Genomic DNA, 13842 nt, shown 5'->3' with positions numbered 1-13842 from the left:
GGCATTTAGCGGAATATTAATTCACTAAACACTCTGCCCGCCCCAAGCTAATCAGGTACAGAGACCAGGCGCCAGCCATAAAAAAACCGGAGCCTCTGCAGGCTCCGGTTTTTGGCAAAGAACAACGAAATCAATCGCGGACGTAGATCACTTCCACGCCATCATCATCTTCGTCATCCCAGTCATCATCATCGAGGCTCTCGTCGAAAGCCATGGAGGCGGCCAGCGCTTCCGCTTCGGCCTTGGCCAGCTGGTTCTTGTGGTAGTCATCCCACTTGAACTCCACTTTCTCGATCGCCTCTTTGGCATCCTGCTCCAGTTGACGGGGCATGGTATCCAGCAGATCCAGAATGTCGTAACAGACCTTCTTGGTACCTTCCTTGCTGATGGCAGTGATGGCGTAGACCGGCCCTTCGTGGTTGAGGGCGGCTTTCACGCGATCCATCACTTCCTGAGCCTCTTCTTCCAGGATCAGGTCCATCTTGTTGAACACCAGCCAGCGCGGCTTGCCAGCCAGCTCGGGGCTGTACTTCTCCAGCTCGCGCACGATGGTCACGGCATTTTCGGCCGGATCGGAACCATCAACCGGGCAGATATCCACCAGATGGATCAATACGCGGCAGCGCTCGAGGTGTTTCAGGAAGCGGATCCCGAGGCCCGCACCTTCGGCGGCACCCTCGATCAGACCCGGGATATCGGCGATCACGAAGGAGCGTGAGTTCTCGCCACGTACTACGCCCAGATTCGGCACCAGGGTAGTAAAGGGATAGTCAGCCACTTTCGGACGAGCGGCTGATACGGCGCGGATGAAGGTGGACTTGCCGGCATTCGGCAGACCCAGCATACCGACATCGGCCAGCAGCAGCAGCTCCAGCTTCAGGGTACGCACTTCACCCGGAGTACCGTTGCTCTTCTGGCGCGGCGCCCGGTTGACCGAGCTCTTGAAGCGGGTGTTGCCAAGACCGTGGAAGCCGCCCTTGGCGACCAGCAGCTTCTGCTCGTGGTGAGTCAGGTCACCCAGCAGCTCGCCGGTATCTTCGTCGGTCGCACGGGTACCGACCGGCACGCGCAGGATTTTGTCCTTGCCACGGCGACCGGTACAGTTGGCGCTCTGGCCATTCTCGCCACGTTCGGCGGCATGGAAGCGCTCAAAACGGTAGTCGATCAGGGTGTTGAGGTTCTCGTCAGCAACCAGATACACGTCACCACCGTCACCACCGTCACCACCATCCGGACCACCGTTGGGAATATATTTTTCACGGCGAAAGCTTACACAACCGTTACCACCGTCACCGGCATCGACTCGAATCTGGACTTCATCAACAAACTTCATAGGTAACCGTCACCTTAATTCGAAAAACCGATACGCAATTATAGTGGTACAGACCCCTGCGGGCGATACGCATCTTGCCTCACCGAGCCATCTCTGCGCCCGGGTCATCTGCGTTCCGTTTTTTCGTCATCATTTCGGAAAAACAAAAGCCCCGCCTGTTGGCGGGGCTTCGGATCCTTGCGGTCCGTAATTACTCAGCAACGATGCTAACGTACTTACGGTTCAGCGAACCTTTAACTTCGAACTGCACCTTACCGTTCGCGGTAGCGAACAGGGTGTGGTCCTTGCCCAGACCAACGTTCTCACCAGCGTGGAACTTGGTGCCGCGCTGACGAACGATGATGCTGCCAGCCAGAACTGTTTCGCCGCCGAAGCGCTTCACGCCCAGGCGTTTGGCTTCAGAATCGCGACCGTTGCGGGATGAACCGCCAGCTTTTTTGTGTGCCATCTATCGGACTCCTCTAATTAAGCGCTGATGCCAGTGATTTTGACTTCAGTGAACCACTGACGGTGGCCCGCTTGCTTACGGTGGTGCTTACGACGACGGAACTTGACGATAGTCACTTTCTCGCCACGGCCGTGAGCCACAACTTCAGCTACAACCTTGCCACCTTCAACGAAAGGAGCACCTACTTTAAAAGTGTCGCCTGCAGCAACCATCAGAACTTCGTTGAAGTCGATGGTAGCGCCAGTCTCAACGTTCAGCTTTTCCAGACGAACGATTTGACCTTCGGCCACACGGTGTTGTTTTCCGCCGCTTTGGAATACCGCGTACATTTGATTAACTCCGTAAAGGCATGTCTTTTGCTCAAGGCAGACATGCACAAAAACCTATAACAATGGGCGGGCATTCTACGCAAATCGATCTGCTCAGGCAAGGCCATTTTCGCAAAAAGTTTATTTTGTGCGCATATCTGCCGCCGTGGATAAACGCTTAACTGTAACCCATTGTGAAATCGTGTAGAATCCCCAGCATTACTAAAAATCGCAGTTATTGCTGCTGTCACGTTACGAGACTTATGGACCAACAGACTATCCGTGCGCTCTGTGCCGCCGACATGACGGCGGTCAATGAACTGATCCTGGCCCGACTCCAGTCCGACGTTAGTCTGATCAATCAGCTGGGTTTCTATATTGTCAGTGCTGGCGGCAAGCGGATGCGCCCCATGCTGACTGTGATGGCCGCTCGCGCCTTGGGCTACGAAGGTGAGGATCACCTGAAACTGGCCGCCATTATTGAATTTATCCACACCTCTACCCTGCTGCATGACGACGTGGTCGATGAATCCGACCTGCGCCGTGGCCGCGAAACGGCCAACGCCCTGTTCGGCAATGCCGCCAGCGTTCTGGTGGGTGACTACCTCTACAGCCGCTCCTTCCAGATGATGGCCGAGCTCTCCAACCTGCGGGTGATGGAGATCCTCTCCGATGCCACCAACACCATCGCCGAAGGGGAAGTGCTGCAGCTGATGAACTGCAACGACCCGGATACCACCGAACAGAGCTACATGACGGTTATCTACTGCAAGACCGCCAAGCTGTTTGAAGCCGCGACTCGCCTCGCAGCGGTGCTGACTCATCAGCCCGAGCCCGTCGAGCAGGCGATGACCGATTACGGCAAGTATCTGGGCACCGCCTTCCAGATCATCGACGACGTGATGGACTACTGTTCCCAAAGCGAAGAGATGGGCAAGAACGTCGGCGACGATCTGGCCGAAGGCAAACCGACCCTGCCGCTGCTGCGTGCCATGGAAGTGGGTTCGCCCGAGGAGCGTCAGCTGGTGCGCGATGCCATTGAGCACCGCAACGGCATGGAACACCTCGACCAGATCCTGGCCATTCTCGATCGTACCGGTGCGCTGGAATACTCCCGCATGCGTGCTCGGGAAGAGGCTGACAAGGCCATTGCCGCCCTCGCCATTCTGCCTGACTCCCAGCACAAGCAGGCTCTGGAAACACTGGCTCACATGGCCGTGCAGCGCAGCGCCTGATCCCGTCACTGTTTTCATAAACAACAAGAGGCCCCATGGGCCTCTTGTTGTTTATGACGTTTGCTACCAGCGGCTCACCATCCAGAGGATCACTCCGCCCGCCACCACCAGCGAACCGCCGATACGGCGCAGCTGCTCCGCCGGCTGATCGCTCAACAACCGCAACATCTGCTGCCACCCTCTTGGCATCAGCAATGGCCCGAGCCCTTCAAACAGCAATAACAGGCCAATCCCTGTCAGTATGGATGTCATCATTGTGCCCTTCTCCCGTCAAAAACCACCTTCTCCGGTGGTTTGGCAGACAAATAAAAGGGCCTGACAATGCAGGCCCTTGGCAAGATAACTCCGGCGATTACTGCTTGGTGCCGTGAGGAGACTTGAGATAGCGGAAGAACTCGCTGTCCGGCTTGAGCACCATCAGCTCGTTGCCGCCGGTGAAGCTCTTGCGATAGGCCTCCATGCTGCGCACGAAGCTGAAAAACTCGGGGTCTTTCTTGTAGCTTTCGGCGTAGATCTTGGCCGCTTCTGCATCACCTTCACCGCGCAACTGACGGGCGTTACTCTCGGCATCCGCCAGCATGACGGTTACCTTGCGGTCGATATCGGCACGCAGGATCTCGGCCTTCTCGCGACCCTGTGAACGATGCTCACGGGCCACCGCAGTACGCTCGGCACGCATCCGCTGATAGATGGAGTTGGAGACTTCCACCGGCAGGTTGATCTGCTTGATCCGCACATCCACCACCTTGATGCCGAGCTCGGAGGAGCGCGCCATCTTCTTCAGGGCATCTTCCATCACGGTACTGCGCTCACCAGAGACGATGTCCTTGATGGTGCGGTTACCGATCTCGGAGCGCAGACCGTTGTTGATCTTGCGCTTGAGCAGATCTTCTGCCTGCAGTTTGTTGCCACCACCGGTTGCCAGGTAGTACTTGGAGAAGTCCTCGATCTTCCACTTCACGTAGGAGTCGATGATCAGGTCTTTCTTCTCGGAGGTGACGAAACGGTCGGCCTGGCTGTCGATGGTCTGGATACGGGCATCCATCTTGCGAACCTGATCGATGAGCGGCACCTTGAAGTGCAGACCCGGCTCATAGAGACGGGGCTCACCGGAATCAACCCGCTTCACCTTGCCAAACTGCACCACGATCCCCTTCTGACCTTCATCAACGATAAAGACAGAGGAGAAGCAGACCATGGCAGCCACAGCGATTGCACCAATAGCTAGCTTTTTCATCTATCAGTTTCTCCCTGAGCTGAAGCGGTCACCGCTACGCAGCGGCATCGGAGTGGAGTTGGCACCCTCGTTGGAAACAGGCGCAGGCTCTGCTACCGGCACAGTCGCAGGACGAGTCTGCTGAGCAGCTGCCGGCTTGCCAGTCAGCTTGTCGAGCGGCAGATAGATCATGCTGTTGTTGCCAGCCGGCATATCAACAATGACCTTGTTGGCCTGCTGATAGAGCTCTTCCATGGTTTCCAGGTAGATACGGTTGCGAGTCAGCTCGGGCGCAGCCTGATACTGTGGCAGCAACTCGTTGAAACGGGCCACTTCACCCTGTGCTTTCAGCACGATCTGGGACTTGTACGCTTCGGCTTCCTGCTCCAGACGCTTCACCTGACCACGGGCCTTGGGCTCGACTTCACGGGCATAGGCTTCCGCTTCGCGGATGAAACGCTGCTCATCTTCCTGAGCTGAGATGGCGTCATCGAACGCATCCTTCACCTCTTCCGGCGGACGCGCCGGCAGGAAGTTGACGTCGACAATCTGCAGACCCATCTGGTAAGGCTCGATGATGCCATCGATCACCTGCCAGGTCTCCTGACGCACTTTTTCACGACCGGTGGTCAGCACATCATCCATCTTGGTGTGGCCAACCACGTAACGCAGGGCGCTATCAGTGGCCTGACTCAGACTCTCGTCGGCATTGGTCACGCTGAACAGGTACTGCTCCGGATTGACGACACGATACTGCACGTCCATCTCAACCCGTACCACGTTCTCGTCCTGAGTCAGCATAAAGCCGGACGCAGGCAGGGAGCGCACGGACTCAACGTCCACCGGGATCACCTGATCGATGAAAGTCGGCTTCCAGCGCAGGCCCGGCTCGACGATATGGGAAAACTTGCCAAAGCGCAGCACTGCACCACGCTCGGCTTCACGAATGGTATAGAAGCCGCTAACGACCCATACCACCACGGCGACAACCAGCGCGATGGAGATACCAAAGCGGCCTACATCGCCGCCAGATTTGCCACTGCCAAACAGGCCGCCAAAGCGACGACTCATCTTGCGCAGCATCTCGTCCAGATCAGGGGGCCCCTGATTCTTGCCGTTATTCCCCCAGGGGTCACGGTCTTTGCCGTTGTTACCAGGCTCATTCCAAGCCATCAGCGTCTCCATTAATACATGCAGATGGATATCATCTCTATCGGGTCAATGCTCGTTGACGAAGCCGCTAAACGGTTATCCTCATCAACGGTTCAATGCCTGATAAAGCGTTGTAAATTCTCACCTTCCTGTTTCACGAGGCGGTTCCAGTCAGCCAGTTGCAGGCGGACTTCCAGCACAAAATCCCCCTCCTCGCTAAAGCCTTCCTGCTCGATCCCTTTCAACTGATAGAGCGCACTGCGCAATCTCGCAGCAGAAGGCGGCAGTTGCAGGGTGTGGTGCACCATGGAGCCAGCCAGCAATTCGGTCAGCGCCGCAAACAGATACTCACACCCCTCGCCAGTCTGGGCAGACAGCCAGACCCGCAGCGGACGACCTTCATCATCCCGCTCCAGACCCGCCGGGCGATCGGCCAGCTTGTCGATCTTGTTGCAGATCATCAGCTGGGGCCTGTCATCCGCCTCGATTTCAGCCAGCACCTGTTGCACGGAGTCGATATTCTCCTGCATCTGCTCATCGGCACAGTCCACCACATGGAGCAGCAGGTCCGCTTCGCGGGTCTCCTGCAGGGTCGCTTTGAACGCAGCGACCAGATCATGGGGCAAGTGTCGAATAAATCCAACCGTGTCGGCCAAAATCACATCACCCACATCCCTGATCACCAGTTTGCGCAGCGTCGGATCAAGGGTTGCGAACAACTGGTCGGCAGCATACACGCTGGCAGCTGTAAGTTGGTTGAACAAAGTGGACTTTCCGGCGTTTGTGTAACCAACCAAAGAAACTGTCGGTACTTCATTGCGGTTGCGGGCTCGTCGCCCCTGCTCCCGCTGTTTTGCCACCTTGTCGAGCCTGCGCAAAATCGCCTTGATGCGCTCGCGCAACAGGCGTCGGTCGGTTTCAAGCTGGGTTTCACCCGGGCCACGCAAGCCGATCCCGCCTTTTTGACGTTCAAGGTGGGTCCAGCCTCGTACCAGACGGGTAGAAAGATGACGCAACTGGGCCAGTTCGACCTGCAGTTTACCTTCATGGGTACGGGCGCGCTGGGCGAAGATATCGAGGATCAGACCGGTGCGATCCACTACCCGGCACTGGAACAGACGCTCCAGGTTACGCTCCTGGGCAGGGGTCAGGGCATGGTTGAAGATGACGACGTCGGCATCCAGCATCTGGACCTGATACGCAATCTCTTCAGCCTTGCCACTGCCGACAAAATACTTGGCGCTGGGCGCACTGCGGCTGGTCGTGATGACTCCCAGTGCATTGACGCCAGCCGAGCTCACCAGCATCTTGAGCTCTTCCAGATCCTCCCGCTCACCCTCATCACTGAAGTTGACGTGCACCAGAACGGCCTGTTCGCCAGCTTCATAACGGTCAAACAAGCGCTTGCTCCTTAACAGGTTTCATGATGAATCTGAGTTGGCGAGTTGACTCGCCCCGGGATATCACGCCTCGGCATCACCCTGTTCATCACCGGCGCCACCGGCAGCCTGCTGATGATGGTTGACGGCTCGGGCCGGAACCACGGTAGAGATGGCGTGCTTGTAGACCATCTGGCTCACGGTGTTCTTCAGCAGAATGACAAACTGGTCGAAGGATTCGATTTGACCTTGCAGTTTGATGCCGTTCACCAAATAGATAGAAACAGGAATCCGCTCACGGCGCAGCGCATTCAAAAACGGGTCTTGGAGAGATTGCCCCTTAGCCATTTTTCTTTTCCTTATAGTTTGTTGTTTTTAAACACCGGATATTCAATATAACAACCTGATTATACAGGGAGTGTCAAGCCGCACCAGCGCGAGCAAGCACGCGGGCGAGGTTGTCAGACTCACCGGATTCCAGCCAGGTCACATCGGCCCAACCGCGCAACCAGGTCATCTGCCGTTTTGCCAACTGGCGAGTGGCAACAATGCCACGATAACGCATCTCATCATACTCTATCTCGCCGTTCAGGTAGTCCCACATTTGGCGATAACCTACACAGCGAATGGAGGGGAGATCCGGAGTCAGATCGCCACGAGCCATCAAAGCCCGCACCTCCTGCTCGAAATCCGCCTGCAGCATCTTGTCGAAACGCTGTTCGATCCGCTGATGCAGCACGGCGCGATCGCTCGGGGCGATGGCAAACTGCTGCACCCGATAGGGCAACCCCTCCCCCTGCACCTGGGTCAGCTCGGTGAGCGTCTTGCCGCTGATGCGGTAAACCTCGAGCGCCCGGCTGAGCCGCTGCGGGTCATTGGGATGAATACGCGCCCCGGCGACCGGATCGATACGCACCAGCTCATCGTGCAGCGCCTGCCAGCCAAGACGGGCAGCCTCCTCTTCTATTCCGGCCCGAATGACGGGGTCGGCAGAAGGGAGCGGAGAGAGTCCTTCCCGCAACGCTTTGAAGTAGAGCATGGTACCGCCCACCAGCAGCGGAATGCGGCCGCGGTCGGCGATCTCCTTCATCTCCCGCAGGGCATCCTTGCAAAAATCGGCTGCCGAATAGCTCATCGCGGGATCGAGAATATCGATCAGCCGGTGCGGGGCTCGTGCCAGTTCATCGGCGGTCGGCTTGGCCGTGCCGATATCCATGCCGCGATAGATCAGCGCCGAATCGACGCTGATGATGTCGCAGGGCAACACCTGACACAGTTCAATGGCGAGATCCGTCTTGCCGGAGGCCGTCGGCCCCATCAAAAAAATTGCGGTCGGCAAGTCACTCGCCATGTTCAAACTCCTCAAGCACAGCCGCCAGCGAGAGCGGGCGGGCCATGCGAATATCTGCCAGTTGGTCACTGAAATCGGCCACAAGTTCCGTCAGCAGACGACTGGCAGTTGAAAAATCGTATATTTTTTCGCGGCTTATCCCCTGCTCAACCAGCCATTGGCATAATACTTCAGCCTGCTGGCCAGCATCACTGTCAGATCCGCCCTCGATAATTTGCAGCAATTCGGGTAACAGACGCACCAGATCGGTCTGACGCAGTAGCGCAGGCACCCGCGTCAGGATCATGGTGTCGCGCCCCCCACTTTTCAACTCCAGCCCCATCCGTTTCAGCAGCCGCTCCTGCTCTTCTACCAGCGAACTCAGGTTCTTCGGCAGCTTGAAGGAGACTGGCATGAGCAGCGGCTGGGCTGCCAGTCCCTGGCCCCAGGTCTCCAGCAGCCAGTGGCGCAGCAGCAGACGCTCGGCGCGTACCAGCGAGAGCAGCGTCAGTTGGCCATCCCGCTCGAACAGCAGATAAGCCTGCTCCACCAGAGTCAGTGCCCGGCACCCGCCCTGTTTTGAAACCGTCTGAGTGGCAACACCCGGCTCGGGAGCTGAAGCGGTTGTGGCAACGGGCAGCGTGGTAAGCAAGGCCCCCATGCCACGCATCGCCTCCCGGCTCGGCGGCTCGGGTGGTTGATAGTTGCTGGCCCGGCCTGCACCACCGCTCCCTTCCCGCACCTGCGCCGGCGCCCGATAGCTGTGTTCGGCGCCATACCACTCGGTACGTGGTGTCTGACCGGGATATTCGATCTGCGGGCTGACCGGCAGCTCGACCAGCGTCTCGGCCAGCGGCTGCTCTTGCTCGTTAACGACGCGGCCTTCGCGGCGCAAGGCGGTAAAGAGTGCCTGAAAGATAAAGTCGTGGATCAGCCGCGCCTGATGAAAGCGCACCTCGTGCTTGGCAGGGTGAACGTTGACATCCACCTGACGGGGATCCAGCTCGATATAGAGCACATAGGCTGCAAAGCGGTCGGCGGGCAGCAGCTCGTCATAGGCCTGACGAATGGCATGATTGATGAGCTTGTCGCGCATCATCCGGCCATTGACATAGGTGTATTGCAGATCGTTCTGCGGTCTGGCGCCCTCGGGGGTCGCCAACCAGCCCCACAACCGTACGTCGCTGTGTTCGCTCTCGACAGCCAGCGCATGGTGCATGAAGGGGGTACCGCAGACGGCAGCAAGACGCCGCTCCTGCTCCGGCACCGTATTGGCAGCCTTGTACTGGCGCACCACCTTACCGTTGTGGCGCAGGATCAGGGTGACATCGAAGCGGGAGAGCGCGATGCGGCGCACCAGCTCGTCGATATGGGCAAACTCGGTCTTTTCGCTGCGCATGAACTTGCGCCGCGCCGGGGTATTGAAGAAGAGATCGACCACCTCCACCGTGGTACCCACCGGATGGGCCGCCGGCTTGACGGTGACGCTCATCTCGCGCCCTTCGGCCTGGGCCTGCCAGGCTTCAGCCTGCTCGGCGGTGCGGGAGGTGAAAGTGAGGCGGGAGACCGAGCTGATGGAGGCGAGCGCCTCGCCACGAAAGCCCAGGCTGTTGATCCCCTCCAGATCATCGAGGGTCGCCACCTTGGAGGTAGCGTGGCGCGACAACGCCAGCACCAGCTCATCTTTGGCAACGCCGCAGCCGTTGTCACGGATGCGGATCAGCTTGGCGCCCCCCTTGTCGATATCGATTTCGACCCGGTCGGCGCCCGCATCCAGACTGTTTTCCACCAACTCCTTGACCACGGAGGAGGGCCGCTCCACCACCTCTCCGGCGGCAATCTGGTTGGCCAGAATAGGTGGCAAAATACGGATCGGCATCGCTAGCTCCCGCTCAGTTATTGCTTGGGAATATAGAGCACCTGCCCTATCTGGATTTCCCGTGACTTGAGTTTGTTGATCTCCGCCAGTCTCGCCTGACTCACGCCGTACTTCTCGGCCAGGCGCGAGAGGCTCTGACCGCGCGTGACCACGTGGCGGATCATCTGCGACTTCTCGTTTTCCTGCACGCTGGTGACCGGGGCGCCAGTCTCTTTGGCCGCCTCGGAATAAGGCTTGATCACCCCGGCACCGGAGGAGCTGCCAGAAGTGCTTGTGCTATCGCGCACCGTCGCCGGCATCCGGTTGGTCACTACCGGCTGGGACTGAACTGCTGCCGGCTTGCTCGCAACCTGCCTGGCTGGCGCAGGTTTGCTGACAGCAACCTGTTTATGGGGCGCGGCTGGGGCGCTGGCGACCCCCTTGCCGGTGAGCATGGCCCCCTTGGTCGGGTGAGCACGGTAGTAGTTGCGGATACCTTCGAAAATGGCGTGAGCCAGCTGATCCTGATAGCTGGCGGTAGCCAGCAGCTGCTCTTCCGCATGGTTGGAGATAAAGCCGGTCTCAACCAGCACAGAGGGAATGTCAGGGGCCTTCAGCACCGCCAGACTGGCGTGCTCCGGCGCTCTCTTGTGCAGCCGTGCCACCTTGCCCAGCGAGCGTAGGATCTGGCGACTGACGTCATAACCCTCGGCACGGGACTTGTCCATCGAGAGGTCGAGGAAGGTCTGCGCCAGATAGGGGTTGGGATCGGATTCGGCCAACACCTTGCCGACACCACCCAGCAGCTCACCCTGCTTCTCCTGCTTCTCCAGCCAGCTGCCCATCTCGCGGTTGGCGCGGTTGGTCGAGAGTACCCAGACCGAGGCGCCACGCGGGGTGGAGTTGTGGAAGCTGTCCGCGTGCACCGATACCAGCAGGTCGGCCTTGGCCTTGCGCGCAATCTCGGAACGCTTGTTGAGATCGACGAAGTAGTCGCTGCGGCGGGTCAGCACGGCGCGCATGCCCGGCTCGCGGTCGATCAGTGCCGCCAGTTTCTGGGAGACCGCCAGGGTCACCCGCTTCTCATAGGTGCGGCGCGGGCCGATGGAGCCCGGGTCTTCACCGCCGTGGCCCGGGTCGATGGCAATCACCACCCCCTTGCCCTTGCCACCAACCGGCGTGGACTGCACAGCGGCGGCCGAGCGCTTCTCTTCATAGGGAAGGTCGATCACCAGACGGTGACCATAGGGGCCGGCAGGCGCCAGCGGAAAGACCACCGGCTTGATGGCGGAGCTGAGGTCGAGCACCAGACGCAGCCCTCCCTTCTCCAGCGGCGAACTTTCACGAATTTTACGTACCAGTTCGCTGCTGTTCTCGACCCGCGCCAGATTGGTGGCGTTGCTCGCCCCTTTCATGTCGATCACCAGCCGATCGGGGCCAGTCAGGGTGAAATAGTTGAAATCGGGGGCGCTGCTCATGTCGAGCACCACCCGGGTGTTATCAGGTGATGGCCAAATCCGCACGCTCTTGAGCTGATTAGCCCAGGAGGGTAACGCCATCAGGGAGAGAGCAATAACAAGGATCAAACGCACGTGGATGACAACCGTTCCAGAATAGCTTCGCCAGTAGCAGAACGAGCTTCAATCAGAGCTTCGCGCTGCTCGCCTACATAAGTGAGGGTGATCTCGAGATCAGGCGCCGGTAACCAGCCTTCCCCCTTCTCCGACCACTCCACCAGACAGAGGGTATTGGCGGCAAAATAGTCGCGAATTCCCATGAATTCCAGCTCTTCCGGATCGGCCAGACGATAGAGATCGAAGTGGTAAACCTGCCACCCCTCCAGCTCGTAGGGTTCAACCAGGGTATAAGTCGGACTTTTCACCTTGCCCTGATGGCCAAGTCCCTGCACCCAGCCACGGGTCAGGGTTGTTTTGCCAGCCCCGAGCGTCCCGTGCAAAAACACGGTCGTCGCCTGCTGGCAAGCCTTTGCCAGACGGCCTCCCAGAGCCACTGTTGCTGCCTCGTCCGGCAGTGTCATCATCAACTGTTTTGCCATGTTCTTCTTTTTTAACTTGTTATGGTGTCGGGATTAACCAGCTTGTGGATAAAGGGCAGCAGATCTGATGCCAGCATGCCACGCTCTCCGTCAGCAGCAGCCAGATCGGCTGCCTCGCCGTGGATCACGGCCCCCAGCCAGGTTGCCAAGGTGGCAGACCAACCCTGAGCCAAAAGGGCGGCGATTATACCAGATAACAGATCGCCCATGCCGCCACTTGCCATGCCGGGATTGCCTTCATTGCACAAGGCAAGCCGCTCGCCATCATGGATGAGAGTCCCCGCCCCCTTGAGCAGCACCACTCCGCCGTAACGCTGTTGCAGCGCCCGCACGGCAGCAAACCGGTCTGCTTCAATCTCGGCAATGGAACACCCCAGCAGCCGCGCCGCTTCGCCAGGGTGCGGAGTGAGCACCCAATTATCCTGATGGCGGGGAGATTGCGCCAGCCAATTCAACCCGTCGGCGTCCAAAACCAGCGGCAATTGTTCGGTAAGATGGCGGGCAAACTGCTGTCTGCCCCACTCCCCCTGACCCAGCCCGGGGCCAATGACCCGAACCGAGGCCCAACCGTCATCATCGTCTTCCTGCAGGCTCATCAATTCAGGCTGATAGAGGCTGACCGGCGGCAACGCCGGGTGCTGGCTGACTCGCACCAGACCGGCGCCTGCCCGCAGACAGGCCCGGCCGGCGAGCACAATGGCCCCCTGCATGCCGCACTCCCCGCCCACCAACAACACCTTGCCGTGGGAACCCTTGTGCGAGGAGCGCTGACGCGGGGTCAGCAAGGATTGCAGCACCGGATAATCGAGCCGCCATGCTGCGGGGTGAATCTCCTCATCAGGCATGACACCAAGCGGGTCACAATCGAGCTGACCGGTCACATCGACTCCGTCTGCGGTGAGCAGCCCCTGCTTGATACCGATAAAAGTAAGAGTTCGGGTCGCCCGCACGGCGGCCCCCATGATCCGGCCGGTATCGCCATTGAGGCCAGAAGGAAGATCGACCGCCAGCACAGGTGCAGCCAACTCATTGATTGTTGCGACGATCTTTGTCAGTAACGGTGCAAGGGGTGTACTGACACCGGTGCCAAGCAGGGCATCGACCACCAGATCGGGAGGAGGAAATAGTGCCTGATCGAACTGCTCTGCCAGCCAGACCTCACCACCTGCCGCCAGCCAGCTATCGGCGGCAATCCTGGCATCCCCTTTCAGCAGGTCGGGAGAGCGAGCGGCGATCACCACCGGCTCAAGGCCACGTTCACGGGCAAGGCGGGCCAGCACATAGCCATCGCCGCCATTGTTGCCGGGGCCGACAAAAATCCACCAGCAGTTGCTCGCGGGCCAGTGGCTGCAGGCATAGGTACACAGCGCCAGCCCTGCCCGCTCCATCAGCGCATAGAGGGGTTGCCCCTCACGCTCGGCCCAGCGCCGCTCTCGCGAGCGGATCTGTTCAGTCGACCACAGCCCCTGTGATAGACTGCTTCCCACTTTTTTGCACCAAGCGTCCCCGATGACCTCTACCATGATG

The 13842-nt window shown here is 59.0% G+C and carries 14 protein-coding genes; 1 reads left to right on the top strand and 13 read right to left on the bottom strand.

The genetic code is table 11. From position 1 onward, the window contains the following. Window positions 1-130: 130 nt before the first annotated feature. From cgtA to rplU, 3 genes are all read right to left on the bottom strand, one after another. Window positions 131-1333 carry an Obg family GTPase CgtA gene (gene cgtA, locus WE862_RS08080; RefSeq protein ID WP_041210430.1) on the bottom strand — a complete coding sequence of 401 codons (1203 nt, stop codon included), beginning with the start codon at window positions 1331-1333 and terminating at the stop codon, window positions 131-133. 190 nt (window positions 1334-1523) lie between these two features. Further along, window positions 1524-1781: a 50S ribosomal protein L27 gene (gene rpmA / locus WE862_RS08075; RefSeq protein ID WP_339058724.1), complete on the bottom strand. Its 258-nt coding sequence runs from the start codon at window positions 1779-1781 to the stop codon at window positions 1524-1526. Window positions 1782-1798: 17 nt separating this feature from the next. Then, a complete protein-coding gene (gene rplU / locus WE862_RS08070; RefSeq protein WP_005304210.1) occupies window positions 1799-2110 on the bottom strand; it encodes a 50S ribosomal protein L21 in 312 nt (103 codons plus the stop codon). 242 nt (window positions 2111-2352) lie between these two features. Here rplU and ispB point away from each other — a divergent pair, with 242 nt between their 5' ends. After that, entirely contained in the window at window positions 2353-3324 is a 972-nt protein-coding gene (gene ispB, locus WE862_RS08065) for an octaprenyl diphosphate synthase (RefSeq protein ID WP_033114889.1), read from the top strand. Between the two features lie 63 nt (window positions 3325-3387). On the opposite strand, the gene WE862_RS08060 is transcribed toward ispB, so the two are convergent. The 10 genes from WE862_RS08060 to WE862_RS08015 all read right to left on the bottom strand — a co-directional run bounded on the left by WE862_RS08060 (window position 3388) and on the right by WE862_RS08015 (window position 13838). After that, entirely contained in the window at window positions 3388-3579 is a 192-nt protein-coding gene (locus WE862_RS08060; RefSeq protein ID WP_041210429.1) for a DUF2065 domain-containing protein, read from the bottom strand. A 97-nt stretch (window positions 3580-3676) separates the two neighbouring features. Beyond that, the gene (gene hflC / locus WE862_RS08055; RefSeq protein WP_041210428.1) at window positions 3677-4561 is read right to left on the bottom strand and encodes a protease modulator HflC; all 885 of its coding nucleotides are present in this window, start codon (window positions 4559-4561) and stop codon (window positions 3677-3679) included. A 3-nt stretch (window positions 4562-4564) separates the two neighbouring features. Further along, window positions 4565-5713, bottom strand: coding sequence for an FtsH protease activity modulator HflK (gene hflK / locus WE862_RS08050; protein WP_033114892.1), 1149 nt, complete (start codon window positions 5711-5713; stop codon window positions 4565-4567). 92 nt (window positions 5714-5805) lie between these two features. Then, window positions 5806-7092 (bottom strand): ribosome rescue GTPase HflX, encoded by a 1287-nt coding sequence (gene hflX / locus WE862_RS08045; RefSeq protein WP_042031773.1) that lies wholly within the window; start codon window positions 7090-7092, stop codon window positions 5806-5808. Between the two features lie 63 nt (window positions 7093-7155). Then, a complete protein-coding gene (gene hfq, locus WE862_RS08040) occupies window positions 7156-7419 on the bottom strand; it encodes an RNA chaperone Hfq (protein WP_033114894.1) in 264 nt (87 codons plus the stop codon). A gap of 73 nt (window positions 7420-7492) precedes the next feature. After that, window positions 7493-8422 carry a tRNA (adenosine(37)-N6)-dimethylallyltransferase MiaA gene (miaA, locus tag WE862_RS08035; RefSeq protein ID WP_082035483.1) on the bottom strand — a complete coding sequence of 310 codons (930 nt, stop codon included), beginning with the start codon at window positions 8420-8422 and terminating at the stop codon, window positions 7493-7495. Beyond that, the gene (mutL, locus tag WE862_RS08030) at window positions 8412-10280 is read right to left on the bottom strand and encodes a DNA mismatch repair endonuclease MutL (protein ID WP_042031775.1); all 1869 of its coding nucleotides are present in this window, start codon (window positions 10278-10280) and stop codon (window positions 8412-8414) included. The genes miaA and mutL overlap by 11 nt, the downstream gene beginning before the upstream one ends. A 17-nt stretch (window positions 10281-10297) precedes the next feature. Continuing rightward, window positions 10298-11851, bottom strand: coding sequence for an N-acetylmuramoyl-L-alanine amidase (locus tag WE862_RS08025; protein ID WP_042031776.1), 1554 nt, complete (start codon window positions 11849-11851; stop codon window positions 10298-10300). Then, on the bottom strand, window positions 11842-12315 hold the full coding sequence (gene tsaE / locus WE862_RS08020) for a tRNA (adenosine(37)-N6)-threonylcarbamoyltransferase complex ATPase subunit type 1 TsaE (protein WP_041210423.1): 474 nt from the start codon (window positions 12313-12315) through the stop codon (window positions 11842-11844). Before tsaE ends, WE862_RS08025 begins: the two co-directional genes overlap by 10 nt. An 11-nt stretch (window positions 12316-12326) precedes the next feature. Next, window positions 12327-13838: a bifunctional ADP-dependent NAD(P)H-hydrate dehydratase/NAD(P)H-hydrate epimerase gene (locus WE862_RS08015; protein ID WP_042031778.1), complete on the bottom strand. Its 1512-nt coding sequence runs from the start codon at window positions 13836-13838 to the stop codon at window positions 12327-12329. Between the last annotated feature and the right edge of the window lie 4 nt (window positions 13839-13842).

The organism is Aeromonas jandaei (genome assembly GCF_037890695.1).
Classification (GTDB): Bacteria; Pseudomonadota; Gammaproteobacteria; order Enterobacterales; family Aeromonadaceae; genus Aeromonas; species Aeromonas jandaei.
Note: the sequence above shows the minus strand (reverse complement) of the source record. Positions and strands in the feature narration are given on the sequence as shown.

What these genes read in the sequence shown, in the direction of transcription:
- ispB (WP_033114889.1), top strand. Translation starts at nt 2,353, where the DNA reads ATGGACCAACAGACTATCCGTGCGCTCTGTGCCGCCGACATGACGGCG.
- miaA (WP_082035483.1), bottom strand. Translation starts at nt 8,422, where the DNA reads ATGGCGAGTGACTTGCCGACCGCAATTTTTTTGATGGGGCCGACGGCC.
- tsaE (WP_041210423.1), bottom strand. Translation starts at nt 12,315, where the DNA reads ATGGCAAAACAGTTGATGATGACACTGCCGGACGAGGCAGCAACAGTG.
- WE862_RS08060 (WP_041210429.1), bottom strand. Translation starts at nt 3,579, where the DNA reads ATGATGACATCCATACTGACAGGGATTGGCCTGTTATTGCTGTTTGAA.
- mutL (WP_042031775.1), bottom strand. Translation starts at nt 10,280, where the DNA reads ATGCCGATCCGTATTTTGCCACCTATTCTGGCCAACCAGATTGCCGCC.
- rplU (WP_005304210.1), bottom strand. Translation starts at nt 2,110, where the DNA reads ATGTACGCGGTATTCCAAAGCGGCGGAAAACAACACCGTGTGGCCGAA.
- hflC (WP_041210428.1), bottom strand. Translation starts at nt 4,561, where the DNA reads ATGAAAAAGCTAGCTATTGGTGCAATCGCTGTGGCTGCCATGGTCTGC.
- cgtA (WP_041210430.1), bottom strand. Translation starts at nt 1,333, where the DNA reads ATGAAGTTTGTTGATGAAGTCCAGATTCGAGTCGATGCCGGTGACGGT.
- hfq (WP_033114894.1), bottom strand. Translation starts at nt 7,419, where the DNA reads ATGGCTAAGGGGCAATCTCTCCAAGACCCGTTTTTGAATGCGCTGCGC.
- rpmA (WP_339058724.1), bottom strand. Translation starts at nt 1,781, where the DNA reads ATGGCACACAAAAAAGCTGGCGGTTCATCCCGCAACGGTCGCGATTCT.
- hflK (WP_033114892.1), bottom strand. Translation starts at nt 5,713, where the DNA reads ATGGCTTGGAATGAGCCTGGTAACAACGGCAAAGACCGTGACCCCTGG.
- WE862_RS08015 (WP_042031778.1), bottom strand. Translation starts at nt 13,838, where the DNA reads ATGGTAGAGGTCATCGGGGACGCTTGGTGCAAAAAAGTGGGAAGCAGT.